Raw genomic sequence first — 21559 nt, forward strand, 5'->3', positions numbered from 1 at the left:
CGTCTCAAACCCCCGGGCTGCTTCCTGGCGTGAACAAGGAAATGTTGGTCGACCTGGCCACCTTCAATATCACGGGAGGATGGGCCTACTCCAGTAAATGGGGTGCGGGCCTGATGGACATCTATCAAAGCGGCGACGGGATCGTCTTGGAAATCGTCTCTGGCTCGACATGCGATCCCGAAGCATGTGCACCTTGTCAGGGGCAATCGAGGACAAGGCGCTTATGGTGTCCGTGGCTGCGCCCATCCCCGGGGACGGTGGACATCGGTCGTATCTTGTCGCGACACGTCGCCAGTCCTTCAGCCTTCCGAACATGATCTCATTCCGGTTGAGACGTTCATATCGCCGCCTGTCGTATGTCACGGTTGTAAAGCGTCTTGTGCGGGCCGTAGTCTGCGGTCGCCATTGTCTCTTGGATCAATGGCGCGACAATGGCTCACCATCGCGCAACCCATTGCGACTGATGAAGATAATCCCTTGTTCAGTCCCGGCATTTGGTAGGTCGCAGTCAAGATGGATCAGATATGGATCTGAAGTCCGCATCTTGCAGATGTGTTCGTAGGGCGTGAGGCCGCCGAGCGTCTTGAGCCTGCGGACGAAGTTGCAGGCGTCCATGAAGTCGGCGAAATACCGCCCCGATACCGGCCGCGTTGACGAAAATCAACTCCGTTCCCTCCATGCAACCTATGATGGAACCATGGATTGGTGGTTGTTTCTGATCACACCATAGGCACCGCGTTTTTTGCCTGTTTTTGACTATTTCAGATGACTGACGGGGCGCATTTGCCCTGCCTATAAGGCTGCCCCCAGCCCGGACGGAAATATTACAGGAGGACATCACATGAAAACCGAAAAAGACCGCATGGATCCAATTGATGCCAAGATCTCTGATATGCAGGCTGTGCGTCTCGCGGATTTGACCGGAGCGCCGCTGCAAACCCTCAAGGGCCAGAAATTCAGCAAACTTCACAAAGAACTGCAATGGCGGATCGATCCGGACCTGCTGCTGTTTCGCCGCGTCTGCGGGCAGGTTGTCAAACGCAACCCGGTCTCGGGTGAATTGGAGGGCGTGCCCAACGCCACCGTACATGTCGAGGATACCGATTGTTCGTTTCACATCTACAGCCCGCCGGGCTGGCCGCGCTGGTCATGGTTCTTTCCCACGAAATGCAAACGCGAACTGATCGCAACGGCCACGACAGATGAATGCGGCCATTTCTGTGTCTGGATCCCCGCTTGGGAAATCGACTGGATCATCAAATGGCGGCGCGCGCGGCTGTGTTTCCCGACGCTCTATCCCGTCCGTCTGAAAGATTGGCTGGAGCGGATTCCGCTACCCGAACTGGAGCGCGAACCGCCTCGGATCAAATGGCCCCTCCCGCCGGAAGAGCGCTTTGCCGGGCGTCCGTCGGTTGCAGCGACGCCCATCGAAATTCCGAAACCGAAACCTGATCCTTTCATGCGCGGGGCGGCGCAGCCCGCGCAACTGGCCGCGCTGCTGCGGCGACCCGAGGTGCTGGACCGGCTGCGCGAGGAAGCCGGAGAGACCGTTACGGCCCAGCTTGAGACGCTTGTCAGCCGCGGGTCTTTCGGGACCAGCACGGAAAAACTGGAGGCCGAGCTTGAGATGCGCGCGCCTCGCGTGCCGCCACCGCTGCCCGATAGGGGACAGCCATTCGATGCGGATATGAACGATGAAATGCGCAAAGCGGCCCCAGATCTCGACTTTCACCACTGGGTCGGGCCGTTCTGGCGTTGTACCGATATCGTTCTGGGCATCTGGACCAAGATCAGGGACGTCCCCGATATCACCTTCCGGGTGACTCAGGACGTGGATGGCGATGGCACCGACGAAGTGATCTATTCCGAAGGCTTCTTTGACGTGCGTTGGAACAGCACCGGTCTGTCGGATATCGTGCTGGAAGCAGAGGCGCATGCTGTGTCCTCGCCCAATTGCGAAGGGCCCGAGATTGACCCTTCCGGCTGTTCCGCGCCGACAATCCTGACAGCGGGCCTGATGCCGCTTGAGGCCTCCTATTTCGATCTGAGCACGGGATATGGGCGCATGGTTAACCGGGCGCGGTCGGGGGGGCTGTCCACCTCTGCGCGCGACACTCTCACCACGGCACCACTGTGGTCGACGGTGCAACTGCATGGCTGCCACCGCTTTTCCGGCGCAGTGCATTACCGGCTGATGAAGAAACATCAAAGCAGCGGCAGCTTTACCCCGGTACAGGACGAAAGCTGGTGGGCGCCACGCCTAGGGGCGGGGGGGCCGATCCACATCGTGCCAGATTCAAACGGATGGTATCCCATCCTGCCTGCCGGTGATCTGGTGTTTCCGCACTGGTTGCTGAACTGGCGCACGCAGCGCTATGCCAATGGCCGCTACGAGATGCAACTTGAACTGGGCGATGCAGGCAAGAACGTCGTGGATACCAGTGCGGCCGTGCCCATCCAGATCGACAACACCCGGCCCCATGCGGTCTTTACTGCGATGCAGTGGCGTCCGTCAGGAACCGGCGGCTGGTCGCCGCTGCCGGACGTGTGTCCGGTCATTCGCAGGCCCGAAGGCACGGACATCGAAATCCGGGTTTCCTGCGAAGTGTCGGCGGCGCATCTGCGCAATGCCATTCTGTTTGGCCGCAGTTGCGAAGGCACGCCGCTGGGCCGGATGGATGCGACGGCCGACTATGACCACTGGCACGTCACCGATGCCGACAACGCTTGGACGACGACAGCCCGCTTTCTGGTGAGCGGCGCCTCTGACGAGGGGGCCTATACCATTGGCATCAACGCGCAGGGCCGGGCCTTTAACCCTGCGGGGGGCGACGCTGGACCCAGCAGCGGATGGGACTACGACGAGGCCTATTCCTGGACCCACCCGCGGCGCCACATTGCCATCGTCAACATCTGACGGAACATCCCTGCCGGTCCGCGTGACCGGCAGGGCCTTTAACCGATTTGACAGGAATTTATCATGGAACGGATTGCAAAAAGCGGCCTGGACGTGCGAGTCGAGGACCCAAACTGGAAAACCATTTCCAACGCAAAGGTCACCGCAACCCGCAGCGAGGACAACGCCCAATCCAAGCCCATCGTTCTGAAGTTCTCGAAACAGACGCAAAGCTATCACGCGACGGACATTGTGCCGGGGCAGTACCTGCTGCAAGCCGATGCGCCGCGCCTTGAGGGCGACGAACGACAGGTCGTGATCCATGACGGCGCCAATTCTGAACGGTTCGTTCTGGGGCGCAAGGGTATGCCGGTTTATTACCGTGGCAAGATCCGGGTGCCGTTCGATCCCGACCCTGCGCGCCTTGCGGTGGCCCTGGCCCCCGCCAGCCCCGACGATGAGATCGAAAAGCTGAGGGCGCTGATCAGGGAGTTGGGCCTGACCGAGCAAGACGGCATCCCCCAAGAGGTCCGGCAGGAGGGCGTTGCGATCTATACGCACCCCGAAAACGGCGATGCCATTGACGGTGCCATCGCCAAGCTTCGCGCGCATCCCACCGTGGCGGCGGCGGGTCTGGTTCTGAATCTCGAGCCGCAGGCGGTCGAATTCATGACCAGCCAGATCAACGTGCGGTTCAAGGCAGAGATCAGCAATGACAAGGTGCCTGTTCTGGCCGCCCGGCGGGGGCTGCGCGTGGTGCGCAGATTGCCCTATTCGCCAAACGGCTGGCTGTTGGAGGTAGAAGGCGGCGGGTCGCGCGATGTGCTGCGGGTCTGCGAGGAACTGGTCAAAAGCGGCCTTGTTCATTATGCGGAGCCGAACCTGTCGGCCACGGTGCCGGATCAGGCGATCAACCCCACCGATTACCTGGCCCCCGAACAATGGCATATTGATCTGGTGCACCTGCCCGACGCTTGGCAAACCCTGCGCAACAACAATGCCGCGGGCGTCAATCCCGGCGACCCCGGTGATATGACCTTTGGCAGCGAGAACGTCGTGATCGCGGTACTGGACCGCGGCATTCAATCGACCACCACCGGCGGGGTGACGACGGCCGCGCATGCGGATTTTGACGGGACCGTGACCGGCGGCGCCGACAAGGTGGCGCATTTCATCGATTTCAATTCGCTGACGCTGGACAACGACAGCCCGCCCAACAATCACGGCATGGGCTGCTCCGGCGTCGCGGGCGGGTTGGCCAACAACCCGTCGGGCGTTGGTGGGACCAGAATGGGAATTGTGGGTGCGGCGCCCAATTGCCGCCTGATCGGGGCCATTCGCCCCGTGCCCGCAACCGACCAGCAATACGCGGATGCCTTCGTCTGGCTGGCCGGCTTTGATCCCGGCTGGACTGGGGACGGGGTGAACTATGCGGTGGGCACGGTCTTTCCCGCTCCGCCCGCCAATCCGGCTGACCTGATCTCTTGCAGCTTTGGCTGGTCCGCAGGGCCGCTCGCGGGGGTGATGTCGGACATGGTCGACTTTGTCACCACCTACGGGCGCGGCGGTCGGGGTGTGGGCATCTTCTGGGCCGCTGGCAACTCCACTGGCGTCGTACCGGTCAGCTTTGGCATGGCCTTGCATCCCAAGGTCATGTGCGTCGGCGCATCGACCCTTGCCGATGACGGCACGACCGAAGTGCGGAGCGCCTACAGCCAGATCGGCAACAGTGTCGAATTCGTGGCCCCCAGTCACGATGCCTATGTGGGGGGCTCGCCACTGCACAATCCACCGGCAAACTACGGTGTGATCAGTGCAGATCTGCTGGGCAACGGCAATATGCCGGGCGCGCCGTTCCAATCGACCTCGACCAGCGCGCCGGTCAATGCGACCGGGTCCAATGTCACAATGGCGGTTGGCAGCTCGGCCGGGTTCAGCGTCGGCGATGCGGTCCTGATCGGCGTGCCGGGCGCCGCCGACACCGAGGCGCAGTTGATCGTGTCCATTCCCAGCAATACGCAGATCCGGGTGCAACGGTTGCACAACGATCACGCCGCAGGCACTGCCGTGGCAGGCGGGCCTGCCGATTATCAGAACGACTTTGGTGGCACGTCTTCGGCAACTCCGCTGGCTGCTGGCATCGCGGGGCTGTGCCTGTCGGCGAATGCGGCACTCAGTTGGGTGGAGCTGCGCCAGATCTTGCGGCTGTCGGCCACACAGATTGATCTGGGCAATACCACCGCCACCGGCGCCTGGGTCGATACCACCGGCGATGGCACGGTGAATTTCAGCCAGTGGTACGGCTGGGGGCGGCTGAATGCCGATGCCGCCGTGATCAATGCGCGTGACTATGGCCATGCCAGCGACGTGGTGATCCGCGACAACCTCACCGATGTGGGCACCACGCCCTCGCCGGGCTGGCACGCGGTCAGTCCGGACATCTGGACCGACCCCAACAACGTGGCGATCCCGGCCTTGGCCTACGGGACGGCCCCACCGCATTTCAACCCGGTGCGCGGCCAGAACAACTATGTGTTCGTGCGCGTCAGGAATATCGGTACCGCCGCCACCAGCGATTTCTGGGTCCGGGCCATGATCACCCATTTTCCCGGCTTTGAATTTCGCTATCCGCAGGAATGGATGCCGTCCAACATGCCCGGCAGCACGGTGCCCAACCCGTTGGTCCCCGGCACCTACCTGATCGGCGAGACACCGATCGCCAGTCTTGCCCCCGGTGCCGACCAGATCGTCAAGATGACTTGGGACGCAGCCCTTGTGCCGGAAAGCTCGGTCATGGTGGGGGGCATCAACGTGCACTGGCATCCCTGCCTATTGGCCGAAGCAGCCCCCCACGATGGCCCCGCCCCCAGTGGGGCGACATTCGATGTGCGCCGCTACAACGATCTTGCCCAGCGCAACATCACCATCGACGACGATGCCGACAGCAGCGATGCCGATCTGGTCAGCGCAGTGATCGCGGGCACCTCGGATGCAATCGGGATCGACAGCGTCATTCTGGACCGCAGCCTGTTGCCCGGCGATTACCGCGTGTTTGTGCGCATCGCCGACGACCGGCTGATGGCACGCTGGATCACCGAATTGAAGGAGGGAGGCATTCAGGCGGTCGATCCGCTGCCCGGCAGCACGCAACCTATCCCGCATTGGCCGGGTGATGATGATCCGATGGGCAAGCCCAGCGACCCCTGCGTGGTAACCCTGCTGGACCGCGCGCGGCTGGCGGTGCGTTGCGGTACGCAGGGCACGATGATCGTGCACGGCATGCCAAAGACGCAGCTTGAGTTCCGCTGTGGCGGGATGGTCCTGAGCCCGCGCCTCACGCTGGGGCGCTATCAGGGACAGGAGGTTGTCTATTTCGAACAGTCGGCGCCGGCCATCGCCCTGCCGACGCTTCTGGCCGGAGGACGATACGCCCCGCTCGTTCTGGGCATTCAGCGGCCCGACGGGCGGCGCGGTCTGGGCACCTTGCGCGCCACCCAACGCCGCGCCGATGGCACGCTCAGCGCAGGTTACGCCATAGACGCCTGAGGCGCCGGAGCTGACCAAAACCTGTCGCGCGGCCTTGCCGAGCCGCGCGGCAAATGCATGCAAAACATACCTCTGGCTCGCGCCATTGCAGCCATCACCACATAGTAGGGCATTGCGTGTACCGCAGTATTGTGCACCAAAGCAGCCGTTCGCGCGGCTCTGCCAGAACTTCCGCTATGCGGGAGAAAACCGACCTTGTCTCACCTGAACCAAATGACCGCTTTGGCCTAAGTGCAACCGTAGCGAAAAGCAGCATGAGGGGATAGCTAACGGTGATCGCCAACGGCGATGGCTGTGGAGCTAGTCATGTATATGGACAACCGAACTTTGCATTGTTTCAAGGCGAAAACGACTTGAAAATCGTTCGAAATCATAAAAGGTTCCCCACCCCCGACCAGCGCTATTCGAGCGAAAATCCGGTTGCCGCGGCCCAACCTTCCATATGGATGCGCCAAGATGTGTGACTGGTCTTCAAGCCGGCTTTGGAACAAGAATCTGCAAGGAATATGCCTTTTCGGGGCAGCATATCTCGGGCGGCCAAGATCGTTCAGCCGGGGAAGAAACGGACTACTTCGACAGAGCTTCTCCAATTCTGCCTTGCATCCGGTCGACTGCTTCGTGCAGATCGGTGATGAAGGCATCGCTTACCATCGACCGAGTGGCATATCCCGGGGTCAGTATTGAGACACTGTTGGAAACACGGGGCAGGAACCGCCTGATCACAAGCCTCGCCCCTTCGGGCGCTTGAAGCAGATGACTGTAGGCGGTGATCATGTCACAGACCATGACGCAGGTCCCCGCTGCGACAAATTGCAAGCCCGGCATAAAGGTGCGCAGTTCCAAACGCTTGTTGAACCTGCGGCCCGCTGCGGCAAACGCGGCTTCGGTTTGTGCGGCGGTTGTGTGTTCACCGAACAGGGTCGCCATGGGCCGACCATCCAGATCATCGGGTGTGATGCAGTCCGCCGCAACAAGGGGGTCATCGATGGGCAGAACACAGACACATTCAAGATCATAGTCGGACTGGTGGATTGACGTGCGCGGTGCGGGCGTTTCGGAGAACCCCACATCGAACTGCTGAGAGCCGATCAAATCCTCGATCACGTCCGAAGACCGCATAATCAAGGACACATCAAGATCACCCCTGCCTTCGAGAAAGCGCGTGAGAAGCCGGGGAAGAAACACGCTGGACGCGGCGGGGTGGCACGCAATCTGTAGCTTGCCTGACTGAAGTGAGCTTATGCGCTCAAGCGTGCGTTCGGTGCGTTCGACCCGCCCAAGGATATCCTCGCATTCTTCGAGGAAGAAAAATGCCTCCGGGGTTGGCAACAGCTTTCCGTGGGTTCGTACAAACAGGGCAAACCCAAGTTGATCTTCGAGCGTTTGCACCATGGTCGAGACAGCAGGTTGGGTCCGGCCGACAGTGCGCGCAGCCTGACTGATCGAGCCTGAACGCATGACTTCGCGAAACGTCGATAGCTGCCTGAGGGAGAGATCCATGGATATAAACTCAACTAATGAACTTAGAGAAATTATTAAATTGATTTAATATCGTTTGTCCAGTGAGATGGTGTTGCACTCCCCACGAGGTCTTTGTGGGATTGGAGGACCAATGGATACCTTTTCCAAATATCTGCTTACGTCACTGATCTGCATCGTGGCCTTGGGCCAGTTCGTTCAGGTCGTTACCCGATATGTCCTTCAGGTGCCCGTTATGGGGCTGGAAGAAACGATGCTGTACCCGACGCTCTGGCTTTATGTTCTGGGGTCGGTCAACGCATCGCGAGAAAATACGCATATTCGTGCAAACGTACTTGAGATCTTCGTCAAGACTGCGCGGGGCCATACGATTCTGGCCATCGTCGGAGAGGTGATCAGCCTGATCGTTGGCCTTTGGCTTCTGTCATGGGCGTGGGATTACACCCGCTATGCCTGGCGGGTCTGGCGCGAAAGCCCGACCCTTTACATCCCGACGTTCTATTCTGACATCGCGCTCTTGATCGGGCTTGGGCTGATGATGGTCTACACCGCGTGGCATCTATGGTGCCATATTCGCAGCCTGCGCACAGGAGAGCGGCTATGATCGAGATTGCACTTCTTGCCATCGCCATTCTGGTGATTACCCTGACACTTGGCGTGCCGCTGCCCTATTGTTTCGGTGCCGCGCTGATGGTGATGTATTTCATCGGCGACGTGACCATGAAGGGCATGATGCTCTGGGGGTTCCAGCAGCTTGGAAACCCCGTGTTGCTGGCCATTCCGCTTTTCGTGCTGGCCGGAACGATCATGTCGGAAAGTGGAATTGCCGCCTCGCTCTTGCGCTTCGTCAATGCTTTCATCGGACACATACGCGGCGGTTTGGGTGTGGTTGCTGCGGTGTCTTGCGCGGTGATCGGGGCGATTTCAGGGTCCGGCCTGACGGGCATCGCCGCCATCGGCCCGCTGTTGATTCCCGAGATGGAAAAGCGCGGCTATCCGCGTGAGTATGCCACGGCGCTGATCGCCAATTCCTCGATCCTCGGCCTGTTGATCCCGCCTTCGGTGACGATGATCGTCTATGGCTGGGTCACGGATACCTCGATCCTTGCGTGCTTTCTGGCGACCCTCGGCCCCGGTCTTCTGATCATGGTTGCGTTTTCTGTCATCAACCTTGTCATGTCGCGCAAATTCAATCTGATCCTCGACGACAAGCCCACGTTTTCTGAACTGTCGGGCGAGGTTGCCCGGCGTGGGTTCCATGCCTTTCCCGCATTGCTGATGCCGGTGATCATTCTGGGCGGTATCTATGGCGGTGTCATGACCCCGACCGAGGCTGCGGCTGTTGCCGTTATCTACGCGGTACCGGTGGGTTTTCTGATTTATAAAGGTCTGCGACTGGAAAACTTCCTATCGGCAGGCCGCGAAGCCGCCACCGCCGTGGGCGCGATCATGATGATGATCCTCTTTTCCATGATCCTGAGCCAGATGTTCGTCTACGAGAGCATCCCGCAACAGCTTGTGGAGGGGATCTTCTCGATCACCGAAAACAAGGTGCTGTTGCTGATCATGATCAACATCCTGCTTTTCCTGGTGGGCATGGTCGTCAATGACGTAACGGCCATCATCCTGATCGCGCCGCTGCTGTTGCCGCTGATGAACGCCATCGGGGTCAGCCCCGTTCAGTTCGCCGCGATCATGGGCGTGAATACTGCGATGGGTGGTGTGACGCCGCCCTATGCCTCGATCCTGTATCTGGGTGCGCGGATCGGCAACGTGAAGGTGACCAAGGTCATCCCACCTGCAATGAAACTCATCCTGTTCGGCTATGTGCCCGTTGTCTTCCTGACATCGCTCTGGCCGGACCTGTCGCTCTTTTTGCCACGTTTCTTCGGATACGACGTGGCGCCCTAACCACTCTGACCAACTGCAATCCAACAAAGGAGGAAACCCTTATGAAACACGCATTCCTGACAACAGCGACCGCCGTCCTGATGGCGCTTGGCAGCTATGCCCAAGCGCAAGACCTGAAGATGAGCCATGTGCGCCCTCAGGACGCCACGATCGACGTAGAACTGCGCGCCTTTTCGGCTGCTGTGGCCGAAGCGACGGGCGGGGACGTCAATGTCGATATTTTCCCGGCTTCCGCGCTGGGTGATTACACCACGGTGCAAGAACGTATCAGCGTCGGCGCGATCGATATGGCCACGCAACCTGCCGCAACGGCTGTTGACCGCCGTATGCAGATCAGTTCGTTCCCGTATCTTGCAGGCAACTGGGATCAGGCCCGCGCGGTCTATGGCCCCGCCGGTGTCGTGCGCGGGGTCATGGCTGATCTTTACGGTGAACAGGACATCACCATGCTGGCGGCCTATCCGGTCTATTTCGGGGGCATCGCGCTGAACGTGGATCACCCGAATGCCGGATCAGTCGATCCCAGCGGTATCAAGGTCCGCGTTCCGGGAATCAAAAGCTTCCAGCTGACCGGCGAGGCGCTTGGCTATATCCCCTCACCGATCCCCTTCTCCGAGGCCTTTACGGCTGTGCAGACAGGTGTGGTTGATGGCGTGATCGGGTCTGGTGCGGAAGGTTATTATGCCTCGTTCCGTGATGTGACACGGACCTACATCCCTGCCAACACGCATTTTGAGGTTTGGTACATGATCATCTCCAACGAGAGCCTTGCAGGGTTGTCGGACGAGGATCAGGCCGCCCTGAAAGAGCAGGCCGCCGCATTCGAGGCGACCCGTTGGGAAGTGGCCGAGGCTGACCAGACCCGCAATGAGCAGCGTCTTGTCGACGACTTGGGCGCAACCGTCGTGACCCTGAGCGATGAAGAGCTTGCCGCGATGGCTGCCAAGGTCCGTGCCGATGTGTGGCCGCAGGTTCTCGAAGACGTTGGTGTCGAATGGGGGCAGGGCATCCTTGACCAAGTTGCAGCCGCAACCAACTGATCACTATCGGACAGGGCGACATGTTCGCCCTGTCCATACTCTTCAGCAACCGGACGGAACAATGGAAACCGATTATGCCATCATAGGGGGCGGAGTTGTCGGCCTATCGACCGCCTGGGGCTTGCTCAAGCGCGGTCTGACGGTGACTGTTCTGGACGGTGATGACGGATCATTCCGTGCCAGCCGTGGCAATTTCGGTTTGGTCTGGGTCCAGTCGAAGGGCATGAACCAGCCGCGCTATGCCCGTTGGTCGCAACAGTCCGCCGCCATCTGGGCGAAGTTTGCAGCAGAACTGGGTGACAATACTGGAAAAACCGTTCCGCTGGAGCAGAAGGGTGGATATGATTTCCATTTTTCGGAAGAGACGCTACAGGCGAGGGTTGAAAAATATGAGGCGTTGAAGGCCAAACTTGACGGCGACTACCCGTTCGAAGTGTTGGGCCACAACGCGCTACGCAAGGAAGAACCCCATATCGGACCCAAAGTTGTTGGTGCAATCCTGCACCATCAGGACGGGCACGCGAACCCGCTGAAGCTCCTGGTGGCACTGGCCGCTGACGTGCGCCGGATGGGTGGGCGGGTTCTGACCGGCAAAACGGTGACGGATGTGGCAAAAGGGGACGGATTTCGGATCACTTGTGCGGATGGCACGATTGTCAGCGCCGGAAAGGTGGTCCTTTCTGCGGGCCTGGGTGCCGCACAGCTTGGCCCAAATATGGGATTCAAAGCACCCGTTCGTGCGCAGCGCGGGCAGGTTTTGATCACGGAAAAGCTACCAAAACTGATCAACCGTCCATCGCTGATTGCTCGGCAAGTGGACGAAGGCGGCATCCAGATCGGGGCCACCAACGAAGAGGTGGGCCTTGATGATGGCGTCACACAAACCGGGATATCGGGGCTCGCCGCCGAGGCGATCGCTGCGTATCCCGCGCTCGCCCGTGCGCAGCTTGTCCGCAGTTGGGGGGCCTTGCGGGTGCTCTCGCCTGACGGGCTCCCGATTTATCAGGAGAGCACCCAGATGCCGGGCGCTTACCTTGTCACCTGCCACAGTGGCATCACGCTTGCGGCTGCCCATGCGCGGTTGCTGCCCGATTGGCTCGAAGGGACGGCTGACGCCCCTGATCTGGAGGTGTTCAGTGAAAACCGTTTCGCCGTTTCTTGAACTGGAAGATACCCCACGCGTCGAGGTGATGTTTTGTGGCGAGGGTCTTCACCTTCCGCAAGGCGCGAACCTTGCTGCCGCCTTGCTGGCTGCCGGGGTCGGTGTCTTTCGGCACACACCCGTATCAGGTGCGCCGCGCGGCCCGTTTTGCATGATGGGTGCCTGTTTCGACTGCCTTGTCGAAATCGATGGCGTCGTGCGGCAGGCTTGCATGATGGAGGTGTCAGAAGGGCTGCAAATCACCAAGCCGCACCAGACGGAGGCCAAAGATGAAACAGCGTGACCTTGTCGTGATCGGTGCTGGTCCGGCTGGCATGGCAGCGGCGGCGCAAGCGGCCGAACTTGGCCTGAGCGTCACCATTCTGGACGAACAGCCCCGCGCCGGTGGGCAAATCTACCGCGACGTGGACCGTGTCGCGCCGGTGCGCGGGGGCATTCTGGGCAAGGACTACACCCATGGTGCAAATCTGACGGCGGCGCTGCGGCAGAATGCGATTGAACACATCTCCGGTGCGGTCGTCTGGGCGATAGAAGACGGTTTTGTCGTCTCTTATACACGCGACGGTCGCGGTGCACAGATAGCGGCAAAGCGGATACTGCTGGCGACAGGCGCATTGGAACGGCCAATGCCGCTGCCGGGCTGGACCCTTCCGGGCGTGATGACAGCTGGTGCGGGGCAAATCCTGCTGAAGCAATCGGGGGTTCTTGCGCGCAATGCTGTGTTGGTCGGCTCCGGCCCACTTTTGTATCTGATCGCGGCGCAGATGGTGCGCGCGGGCACGCCACCCACCGCCATGATCGAGACGCAGACGCGCCGCGACATGATCCGCGCCGCGCCGCACATTGGAGGCGCGCTGCGCGGATGGCCCTATTTGATGAAGGGGATGGGGTTGTTGGCGGAGATCACCCGCGCCCGCGTGCCGCGCTTCACCGGGACGACCGATATCACGATCTCAGGGCAGGAACGGGCAGAGGCCGTGACGTTCACAAGCCGCGGCCGCACCCACACCATTGGCTGCGATACCGTTATGCTGCACCACGGTGTGGTGCCCAATACGCAGGCCGCACGGTCCCTTGGCGTCACGCATTCATGGAGCGTCCAGCAAGACTGCTTTGTTCCAGACCTTGATGACTGGGGGCAGGGTTCTATCGCCGGGGTCTTTATCGCGGGTGATGGCGGGGGCATTGGTGGCGCAAAAGCAGCGGAATTTTCAGGCCGGCTCTCGGCACTCAAGGTGGCAGAGGATTTAGGCAGCCTCGCGCGGTCCGAACGTGACAGGCAAGCGGCCCCGCTGCGGTCTGCGCGGTCTCGCGAGCTTGCCGTGCGTCCATTTCTTGACGCGTCTTATCCTGCTTACGCCGGGGCTCGCGCGCCCGTTGACACGACGGTGGTCTGCCGTTGCGAGGAAGTCACGGCCGGTGACATCCGCGGCTATGCCAAACTCGGCTGTATCGGCCCAAACCAGGCCAAGGCCTTCGGGCGGGCGGGTATGGGGCCTTGTCAGGGCCGCTATTGCGGAACGACCGTGACGGCTCTTTTGGCAGCCGCGAATGATCAGACACCGGATGAGACAGGGTATTACCGCATCCGACCGCCCTTGAAACCTGTGACCTTGGGCGAATTGGCGACCATGGACGACACTGCGCCTGAGGCAGCGGAATAGGAGAAAGACATGATCGAACGTATCGAAACCGGCCAGCGGATGAGCAAGATCGTCAAGCACAACGGTGTGGCGTATTTATGCGGACAAGTCGGAGAGGGAGCGACAGTGGCAGACCAGACCCGCGATTGCCTGTCGCGGGTCGAGGCCTTACTGACAAAGGCCGGATCAACGCGCGAAAAGATGTTGCAGGCCGTGATCTGGCTTTCCGATATGTCAGATTTTGCCGAGATGAACGCGGTATGGGATGCTTGGATCCCTGAAGGCCACGCGCCGACGCGTGCCTGCGGCGAAGCAAAGCTGGCCCGCCCAGAACTGAAAGTCGAGATTATTGTGACTGCAGCTTGCTGATCTCATGCGAAAGGATTTCATTTGACTGGGAGTTTGCCAAAATCGGGTAACAATCCCGAGACGAGCGGCATTCAGGATGGTTGCTGGATTGCCGCTTCGAGCCGAGAGTTCTGAAGCTATTTCGCATTCTTCACCGAAGCGGCCTTTCGTTCACTGCGCAGCATCGGAGAGTCTGGGCTCTTCCGAGGCATTTGCCGTTACTCGAATTAACGATGGCGATGCGGGACAAAGCAGACGCCTGACACCGCCTTCTCAAGGGCTGCTTCCGGCGCATCGCCGACTTTCGACGGAACCCTAGCAGGTTGCGATCGCGGCCCGCATGGCAGGCCTTGGCTTGGGACAGCAAAGCGCGAAAGGCACAACAGATCGAAACCCTGTTACGCTGTTGGCTCTAAATCACACCCATTGCGCGCATTGCATCCGCCACGCGCACAAACCCCGCAATATTGGCACCAAGGACATAGTCGCCAGGCACACCGTATTCCTCGGCAGTGTCATGGCAGGCCGCATGGATATTGACCATGATCTCTTCGAGTCGGTTTTCCGTCTTCTCAAAGCTCCAGCTGTCGCGGCTGGCATTTTGCTGCATCTCCAGAGCCGAAGTCGCAACCCCGCCGGCATTGGCCGCCTTGCCCGGGGCAAACATGACGTGTGCATCCTGGAACAGACGCACGGCTTCGGGGGTGCAGGGCATGTTGGCCCCTTCCGCAACGGCAATCACACCATTTTCGACAAGTGTTTTCGCGTTGCTGCCGTTGAGCTCATTTTGGGTGGCGCAGGGCAGTGCGATCTCGCACGGAACATCCCAGATCGTGCCATCCTCGACATAATGGCAGCCGTCACCGCGCAGCGCCACATATTCGGAAATGCGTCCGCGTCTGACCTCTTTGATCTGTTTGACCAGATCCAGATCAATGCCGTTTTCATCGACAACATAGCCACCCGAATCCGAGCAGGCGACAACCTTGCCCCCAAATGAAATGACCTTCTCCATCGCATAGATGGCCACATTGCCTGAACCTGATACCAGGCAGCGCTTGCCTTCGAAATCGTCGCCTTTCACTGCCAGCATGGAACGCACGAAAAAGGCCGTGCCAAAACCCGTTGCTTCCTTGCGTGCCCGCGAGCCGCCGTAAACAAGGCCTTTGCCTGTCAATACGCCCGCCTCAAACCGATTGTTCAACCGCTTGAACATGCCGAACATATAGCCGATCTCACGTGCGCCGACGCCAATATCTCCAGCCGGAACATCGACATATTCACCAATATGGCGATGCAGCTCGATCATGAATGACTGGCAAAAGCGCATGACCTCGCGGTCGGATTTTCCTTTTGGATCGAAATCCGACCCGCCCTTGCCGCCGCCGATCGGCATGCCCGTCAGTGCGTTCTTGAACGTTTGCTCAAAGCCCAGGAACTTGATGATCCCCACATTGACCGAAGGATGAAAACGGATGCCACCCTTGTAAGGGCCAAGCGCCGAATTGAACTGCACCCGAAACCCACGGTTGATCTGAACCTGATTGTTGTCATCAATCCACGGCACGCGAAAAATGATCTGGCGTTCCGGTTCGCAAATTCGTTCGATCAAAGCCTCGTCAGAGTATTCGGGGTTTCGCGCGATGACGCGGCCGAGGCTTTCGAGGACTTCGCGTGCGGCTTGGTGAAACTCATTCTCGCCCGCATTACGGTGCAGAACGGTGCTAAAGATAGGCTGGAGCTTCTCGTCTACAGTATTCACGATGCAACCTTTCTGTGTTTTTTGCCTTTGAAATGCCTAGGAAACAAGCTGCCTGCAACAGCAAACCGACTGATCGGGCCCCTGTTTCACCGACAGCAAAGCAGATCTTAAGGGCAAACGCCGCGAAGGGCGGCTTTCTGCGCCAAGCAGCCACCTATGCGTGCCGCTGCATCCGTCAATGCGGGCTCAAAGCGGTCAAACGTTTGGTAATGAACGCATCTTTCGGCGGCCCGCGGTGATCAATACATCCGGTAAGGCGCGCCGCAGAAGGGGCAGCGCCCTTATGTTATTTCGGATACCCTATGGATTTCAGCGCTACCGCGATCTCGTCTAGAATTGCCGGATCGTCAATGGTTGCGGGGGGCTTGAACGCTTCGCCGTCGGCGAGGCTGGACATGGTCCGGCGCAGGATCTTGCCCGACCGCGTCTTGGGCAGGCGGTCGACGATCACGGCCAGCTTGAAAGCGGCGACCGGGCCAATCTTGTCCCGCACGAGGGCGACGCATTCGCGGGTGATCTCCTCGGCCGGGCGATCGACGCCCTTGGTCAGGCAGATGAAGCCGATGGGCACCTGGCCCTTGAGATCGTCCTTGGCGCCGAGGACAGCACATTCGGCGACGTCCGGATGGCTGGCCAGCACCTCTTCCATCAGGCCGGTGCTGAGGCGGTGGCCTGCGACGTTGATGACGTCATCCGTGCGCGCCATGATGTAGAGATAGCCATCCTCGTCGATCATGCCGGCATCGCCGGTCTCATAGTAGCCGGGGAAGGTGGTGAGGTAGGATTTGCGGAACCTGTCCTCGGCATTCCAGAGGCCGGGCAGGGTGCCGGGGGGCAGGGGCAGCTTGATCGCGATGGCGCCCAGCTCGCCCACCGGTTTGGGGGTGCCGTCCTCGCCGAGGATCTGGATATCGTAGCCCGGCATCGCGACGGTGGGCGAGCCGATCTTGACCGGCAGCGCCTCGACCCCGGCCGGATTGGCGGCGATGGCGCAGCCGGTTTCCGTCTGCCACCAATGGTCATAGACGGGCTTGCCCAGCATGTCCTGCGCCCAGATGATCGTGTCGGGATCCGCGCGCTCGCCCGCGAGGTAAAGCGCCTGCAGGTTCGACAGGTCGTATTTCTTCAGAAACTCGCCCTTGGGATCCTCGCGTTTGACTGCGCGAATTGCCGTAGGGGCGGTGAAGAAGCTGCGCACGTTATGCTCGGCGATGACGCGCCAGAAGGTGCCGGCATCGGGATTGCCCACGGGCTTGCCTTCGAAGACTATGGTGGTATTGCCATGGATCAAAGGCGCGTAGCAGATATAGCTGTGGCCAACGACCCAGCCCACATCCGAGGCAGCCCAGAACACATCGCCCGGGTCGACATTGTAGATGTTCTTCATCGTCCAGTTGAGCGCGACCAGATGGCCCGCCGTGGCGCGGATCACGCCCTTGGGTGCGCCTGTGGTGCCAGAGGTGTAGAGGATATAGGCCGGATGATTACCCTCGACGGGCACGCATTCGGCAGGCTCGACGCCATATTGGAAGGCGTACCAGCTGACGTCCCGGCCCTCGATCAGTTTGGCGACCTCTTGTTCGCGCTGGAAGATGACGCAGAAATCGGGCTTGTGCGTGGCCTGCTCGATCGCGCCATCGAGAAGGGGTTTGTAATGGACCGTGCGGTTCGGCTCGATCCCGCAGGAGGCCGCAATGATTGCCTTGGGCGTGCAATCGTCGATGCGCACGGCCAGCTCGTTGGCGGAGAAGCCGCCGAAGACCACCGAATGGATGGCGCCGATGCGCGCGCAGGCGAGCATCGCCTCGATCGCCTCGGGGACCATGGGCATGTAGATGATGACGCGGTCGCCCTTTTCGATGCCCTTGGCGCGCAAGGCTCCGGCCAGGCTGGAGACGCGGGACTGCAATTCGGCATAGGTGATGCGGTGCTTGGTGCCGGTTACGGGACTGTCATGGATGATGGCCGCCTGCGCGCCGCGCCCTGCCTCGACATGGCGGTCGACCGCATTGTAGCAGGTGTTCACCTTCGCATCGGCATACCATTCGTACATGTCGTTGCCGCGATCGAACAGCGCCTTGCTCGGGGGTTCGTCCCAATCGATGCCATCGGCCTGCTTCAGCCAATATGCCTCGGGGTCGGATTTCCAACTCTGATATATTTCAGCGTAGCCCATCTGTGCTCTCCCATGCAGCTTGTGACATGTTTACGGCGCGGGCAGGGGGCGGGGCAAGGCGCGTGCGCGCTAACAGGTGCGCAAGAATGCGAAAACGTCTGCGCTGTGCCGTCCGTTCCTTATGTCTGGTGCGGCTTGTGTGAATTTTTTCAGTCGCCGGCCAAATCTGGCCGATCACTGCACTTTTCAGGCGCAGATTGGCTGATGAAGTCTGCCCTGCCGGGGCGGGTCTTCATATTCAGCTTGAGAATCCATGCGGCTGTGAGATCCTTGGAACCAGGCCCGGCATGGTGTCGGGCCGCGATAGCGAGGTCTGCCAGCATGGCAAACGCACCCAAACCCCAGCCCAAGGAAGCCGGCGCAAAACCCGGTGGCAAGAAGAAGTAAGGTCCCCCGGGGACCGTGCAAGACTGCGCCGCCCCGGTCATACGGGACGGCGACTAGACATCAGCCATAATGCGCGACCGGCGTACCGGCGATGGCGGCCATGTTCAAAAGCCCCCGCGCCGTGATCGAGGGTGAGACGATATGCGCGCGATTGCCCATCCCCATCAGGATCGGGCCGACTTCCAAACCGCCGCCCTTCATCTTGAGAATGTTGCGCACACCCGAGGCCGCATCGGCATTGGAGAAGATCAGCACATTGGCCGCGCCCTCCATCCGGTTGTCGGGCAAAAGGCGCGCGCGCAATTCCTCATCAAGGGCGGTATCGATATTCATTTCGCCCTCGTAGCAAAAATCGCGGGGCTTGGCGTCCAGTAGCGCGATGGCCGCGCGCAGGCGCTTGCCGGAATCCTCGCCCTGATTGCCGAACTGCGATTGCGAGCAAAAGGCGATCTTGGGTTCGATGCCAAAGCGGCGCACGTGGCGCGCCGCGCCAAGGGCGGTTTCGGCCAGATCCTCGGGCGTGGGGTGAACCCGCACATGGGTGTCCGCGATGAACAGGGGGCCATCCTCGAGGATCATCATGCTGAGCGCGCCATGTGGGTGGTGCTCCTTGTCGCTCAGGACTTGCGTCACGTAGTTCAGGTGCCAGCGATATTCGCCGAATGTCCCGCAGATCAGGCTGTCGGCCTCGCCGCGATGCACCATGACCGCGCCGATGGCAGTGGTGTTCGTGCGCATCACCGCCTTGGCCAGATCGGGCGTCACGCCGCGCCGCTTCATCACCTCGTGATAGCTGGTCCAATAGTCGCGGTAGCGCGGATCGTCCTCGGGGTTGACCAGCCGGAAATCGCGACCGGGCCGGATGTTCAGGCCCATCCGCTCGCAGCGCGCCTCGATCACGCCGGGGCGGCCGATGAGGATGGGCTGTTCGCTGGTTTCCTCCAGGATGGCCTGCGCCGCGCGCAGCACGCGCTCGTCCTCGCCCTCGGCAAAGACGATGCGGCGGGCATCCTTCTTGGATGCTTCGAAGACCGGGCGCATCAGCAGCGCGGATTTGAAGACCGAGGCGTCCAGCTTGGCTTTGTAGGCGCCCAGATCCTCCATCGGGCGGGTAGCGACCCCGCTTTCCATCGCGGCGCGCGCCACAGCGGTCGAGACGATGCCCGACAGGCGCGGATCAAAGGGCTTGGGGATCAGGTAATCGGCGCCGAATGTCATCGGCTCGCCCTGATAGGCCGCTGCCGCCTCGGCAGAGGTGGTGGCGCGGGCCAGTTCGGCGATGCCGTCGACGCAGGCGATCTGCATCGCGTCATTGATTTGGGTTGCGCCCACATCCAGCGCGCCGCGAAAGATGAACGGGAAGCAGAGCACGTTATTGACCTGGTTGGGGAAATCGCTGCGGCCCGTGGCGATGATCGCGTCCGGTACGGCCTCGCGGGCGATGTCGGGCATGATCTCGGGCGTCGGGTTGGCCAGCGCAAAGACGATGGGCCGCGGGGCCATTTTCTTGACTTGCTCAACGCTGAGGACGCCGGGACCGGAGAGGCCGAGAAAGAGATCAGCCCCCTCGATCACATCGTTCAGTGTGCGCAGATCGGTCTTTTGGGCGAACTCGGCCTTCTGCGGGTTCATATCATCGGTCCGGCCTTCGTAGACGAGGCCGTTGATGTCGCAGAGCCAGATATTGCTGCGCCGAACGCCCAGCTTGACCAGCATGTTGAGGCAGGCGATGCCCGCCGCGCCCCCGCCCGTCGAGACGATCTTGATATCCTCCCAGCGTTTGTTGGCGACGTAGAGCGCATTCGTTGCCGCGGCGCCCACGACGATGGCGGTGCCGTGCTGATCGTCGTGAAACACGGGAATGTCCATCCGCTCGCGGCAGATCCGCTCGACGATAAAGCAATCGGGCGCCTTGATGTCCTCGAGATTGATCGCGCCGAAGGTGGGCGCCAACGCGCAGACGATCTCGGCCAGCTTCTCGGGATCGGATTCGTTCACTTCCAGATCGAAACAGTCGATATCGGCGAATTTCTTGAAGAGGACCGCCTTGCCCTCCATTACCGGCTTGGAGGCCAGCGCGCCGATATCGCCCAGTCCCAGAACGGCCGTGCCATTGGTGACGACCGCCACCAGATTGCCGCGGCTGGTATAGCGGCTGGCATTGGCTGGATCTTCCTTGATCTCAAGGCAGGCCTCGGCGACGCCGGGCGAGTAGGCGCGGGCCAGGTCGCGACCGTTGGCCAAGGGCTTGGTCGCGCGGATCTCGAGTTTGCCGGGTTTTGGGAATTCGTGGTAATGAAGGGCCGCCTGCCTTAGCGTGTCGTTGGGATCGCTCATCCTGCTGCTCCTCGTTGATTGGGTAGTTTAGCGTTAAACTACTTTTTGTTCCGGCTGCAATCTGGTGCAAGAGTGCATCTTTGCTGCCCGCCGTGCAACTCGCATCATCGGCGCGTGCCTGCCGCCCGGCGCGCAATCAAGTGGATTGCCCTTGCGAACGGCATCTGAAACATAGACCGCACCCAACCGCCGGAGGATTCCATGCAGCAGCATCTGACAGTCGTCAAACACCCGCTCGTCCAGCACAAGCTGACCCTGATGCGCGAGAAGGCCACGTCGACCGCCGTCTTTCGCCAACTCTTGCGCGAAATCTCGCAGTTGCTGGCCTATGAGGTCACGCATGAGCTGCCGATGACCACGCGCGCGATCGAAACGCCGATGCAGGAGATGGACGCCCCCGTACTGGCGGGCCGCAAGCTGGCGCTGATCTCGATCCTGCGGGCGGGGAACGGCCTTTTGGATGGAATGCTGGAACTGATCCCGTCGGCGCGGGTCGGTTTCGTCGGGCTTTACCGTGACGAGGAAACGCTGAAGCCGGTGCAATACTATTTCAAGGTGCCGGACCAGTTGGGCAAGCGGCTGGTGATCGTGGTCGATCCGATGCTGGCCACGGGCAACTCCTCGGCGGCGGCTGTCGACCTCCTGAAACAGGCGGGCGCGACCGACATCCGCTTTCTGTGCCTTCTTGCTGCGCCCGAGGGCGTCGCCCGGATGAAAGAGGCACATCCGGACGTGCCCATCGTCACGGCATCGCTGGACGAGCGGCTGGACGGCAAGGGCTATATCCTGCCCGGCCTCGGCGATGCCGGAGACCGGATGTTCGGCACGAAATAAGGCGCGGCCCCCTCTGCTTGCCTGTTTACTCGGCCCCT

General features: G+C 60.8%; 14 protein-coding genes and 1 pseudogene. 10 read left to right on the top strand and 5 right to left on the bottom strand.

Annotated elements, in window-relative coordinates; all coding sequences use genetic code 11:
* Positions 1 to 258: 258 nt before the first annotated feature.
* A pseudogene (locus ACEWPM_RS12075) lies at positions 259 to 366 on the bottom strand (IS5/IS1182 family transposase); the annotation flags it as partial.
* Positions 367 to 841: 475 nt separating this feature from the next.
* Here ACEWPM_RS12075 and ACEWPM_RS12080 point away from each other — a divergent pair.
* Both ACEWPM_RS12080 and ACEWPM_RS12085 read left to right on the top strand, forming a co-directional pair.
* A complete protein-coding gene (locus ACEWPM_RS12080; protein ID WP_393962624.1) occupies positions 842 to 2917 on the top strand; it encodes a hypothetical protein in 2076 nt (691 codons plus the stop codon).
* 63 nt (positions 2918 to 2980) lie between these two features.
* Positions 2981 to 6442: a S8 family serine peptidase gene (locus tag ACEWPM_RS12085; protein ID WP_393962623.1), complete on the top strand. Its 3462-nt coding sequence runs from the start codon at positions 2981 to 2983 to the stop codon at positions 6440 to 6442.
* Positions 6443 to 7009: 567 nt separating this feature from the next.
* Here ACEWPM_RS12085 and ACEWPM_RS12090 read toward each other — a convergent pair.
* On the bottom strand, positions 7010 to 7942 hold the full coding sequence (locus tag ACEWPM_RS12090; RefSeq protein WP_393962622.1) for a LysR family transcriptional regulator: 933 nt from the start codon (positions 7940 to 7942) through the stop codon (positions 7010 to 7012).
* A 112-nt stretch (positions 7943 to 8054) separates the two neighbouring features.
* Here ACEWPM_RS12090 and ACEWPM_RS12095 point away from each other — a divergent pair, with 112 nt between their 5' ends.
* The 7 genes from ACEWPM_RS12095 to ACEWPM_RS12125 all read left to right on the top strand — a co-directional run bounded on the left by ACEWPM_RS12095 (position 8055) and on the right by ACEWPM_RS12125 (position 14046).
* Positions 8055 to 8525 carry a TRAP transporter small permease gene (locus ACEWPM_RS12095; RefSeq protein ID WP_393962621.1) on the top strand — a complete coding sequence of 157 codons (471 nt, stop codon included), beginning with the start codon at positions 8055 to 8057 and terminating at the stop codon, positions 8523 to 8525.
* The gene (locus tag ACEWPM_RS12100; RefSeq protein ID WP_393962620.1) at positions 8522 to 9832 is read left to right on the top strand and encodes a TRAP transporter large permease; all 1311 of its coding nucleotides are present in this window, start codon (positions 8522 to 8524) and stop codon (positions 9830 to 9832) included. The genes ACEWPM_RS12095 and ACEWPM_RS12100 overlap by 4 nt, the downstream gene beginning before the upstream one ends.
* A gap of 41 nt (positions 9833 to 9873) precedes the next feature.
* Positions 9874 to 10872 (top strand): TRAP transporter substrate-binding protein DctP, encoded by a 999-nt coding sequence (gene dctP / locus ACEWPM_RS12105; protein WP_393962619.1) that lies wholly within the window; start codon positions 9874 to 9876, stop codon positions 10870 to 10872.
* A gap of 61 nt (positions 10873 to 10933) precedes the next feature.
* Positions 10934 to 12034, top strand: a complete 1101-nt coding sequence (locus tag ACEWPM_RS12110) for an NAD(P)/FAD-dependent oxidoreductase (protein WP_393962618.1) — start codon at positions 10934 to 10936, stop codon at positions 12032 to 12034.
* Positions 12009 to 12317: a (2Fe-2S)-binding protein gene (locus tag ACEWPM_RS12115; protein WP_393962617.1), complete on the top strand. Its 309-nt coding sequence runs from the start codon at positions 12009 to 12011 to the stop codon at positions 12315 to 12317. The genes ACEWPM_RS12110 and ACEWPM_RS12115 overlap by 26 nt, the downstream gene beginning before the upstream one ends.
* Complete coding sequence (locus ACEWPM_RS12120; protein ID WP_393962616.1) at positions 12304 to 13698, top strand: FAD/NAD(P)-dependent oxidoreductase; 1395 nt, start codon at positions 12304 to 12306, stop codon at positions 13696 to 13698. The genes ACEWPM_RS12115 and ACEWPM_RS12120 overlap by 14 nt, the downstream gene beginning before the upstream one ends.
* Positions 13699 to 13707: 9 nt before the next feature.
* Positions 13708 to 14046 (top strand): RidA family protein, encoded by a 339-nt coding sequence (locus ACEWPM_RS12125; RefSeq protein ID WP_393962615.1) that lies wholly within the window; start codon positions 13708 to 13710, stop codon positions 14044 to 14046.
* A gap of 391 nt (positions 14047 to 14437) precedes the next feature.
* On the opposite strand, the gene gdhA is transcribed toward ACEWPM_RS12125, so the two are convergent.
* The 3 genes from gdhA to ACEWPM_RS12140 all read right to left on the bottom strand — a co-directional run bounded on the left by gdhA (position 14438) and on the right by ACEWPM_RS12140 (position 20687).
* A complete protein-coding gene (gdhA, locus tag ACEWPM_RS12130) occupies positions 14438 to 15787 on the bottom strand; it encodes an NADP-specific glutamate dehydrogenase (protein ID WP_393962614.1) in 1350 nt (449 codons plus the stop codon).
* A gap of 286 nt (positions 15788 to 16073) precedes the next feature.
* Positions 16074 to 17963: an AMP-binding protein gene (locus ACEWPM_RS12135; RefSeq protein WP_393962613.1), complete on the bottom strand. Its 1890-nt coding sequence runs from the start codon at positions 17961 to 17963 to the stop codon at positions 16074 to 16076.
* Between the two features lie 447 nt (positions 17964 to 18410).
* Entirely contained in the window at positions 18411 to 20687 is a 2277-nt protein-coding gene (locus ACEWPM_RS12140; RefSeq protein WP_393962612.1) for an NADP-dependent malic enzyme, read from the bottom strand.
* Between the two features lie 201 nt (positions 20688 to 20888).
* Between ACEWPM_RS12140 and upp the strand changes: the two genes are divergently transcribed.
* Positions 20889 to 21521 (top strand): uracil phosphoribosyltransferase, encoded by a 633-nt coding sequence (upp, locus tag ACEWPM_RS12145; RefSeq protein WP_393962611.1) that lies wholly within the window; start codon positions 20889 to 20891, stop codon positions 21519 to 21521.
* The last annotated feature ends 38 nt before the right edge of the window (positions 21522 to 21559 follow it).

The sequence above is a fragment of the Roseovarius maritimus genome (genome assembly GCF_043355895.2).
Lineage (GTDB): Bacteria > Pseudomonadota > Alphaproteobacteria > Rhodobacterales > Rhodobacteraceae > Roseovarius > Roseovarius maritimus.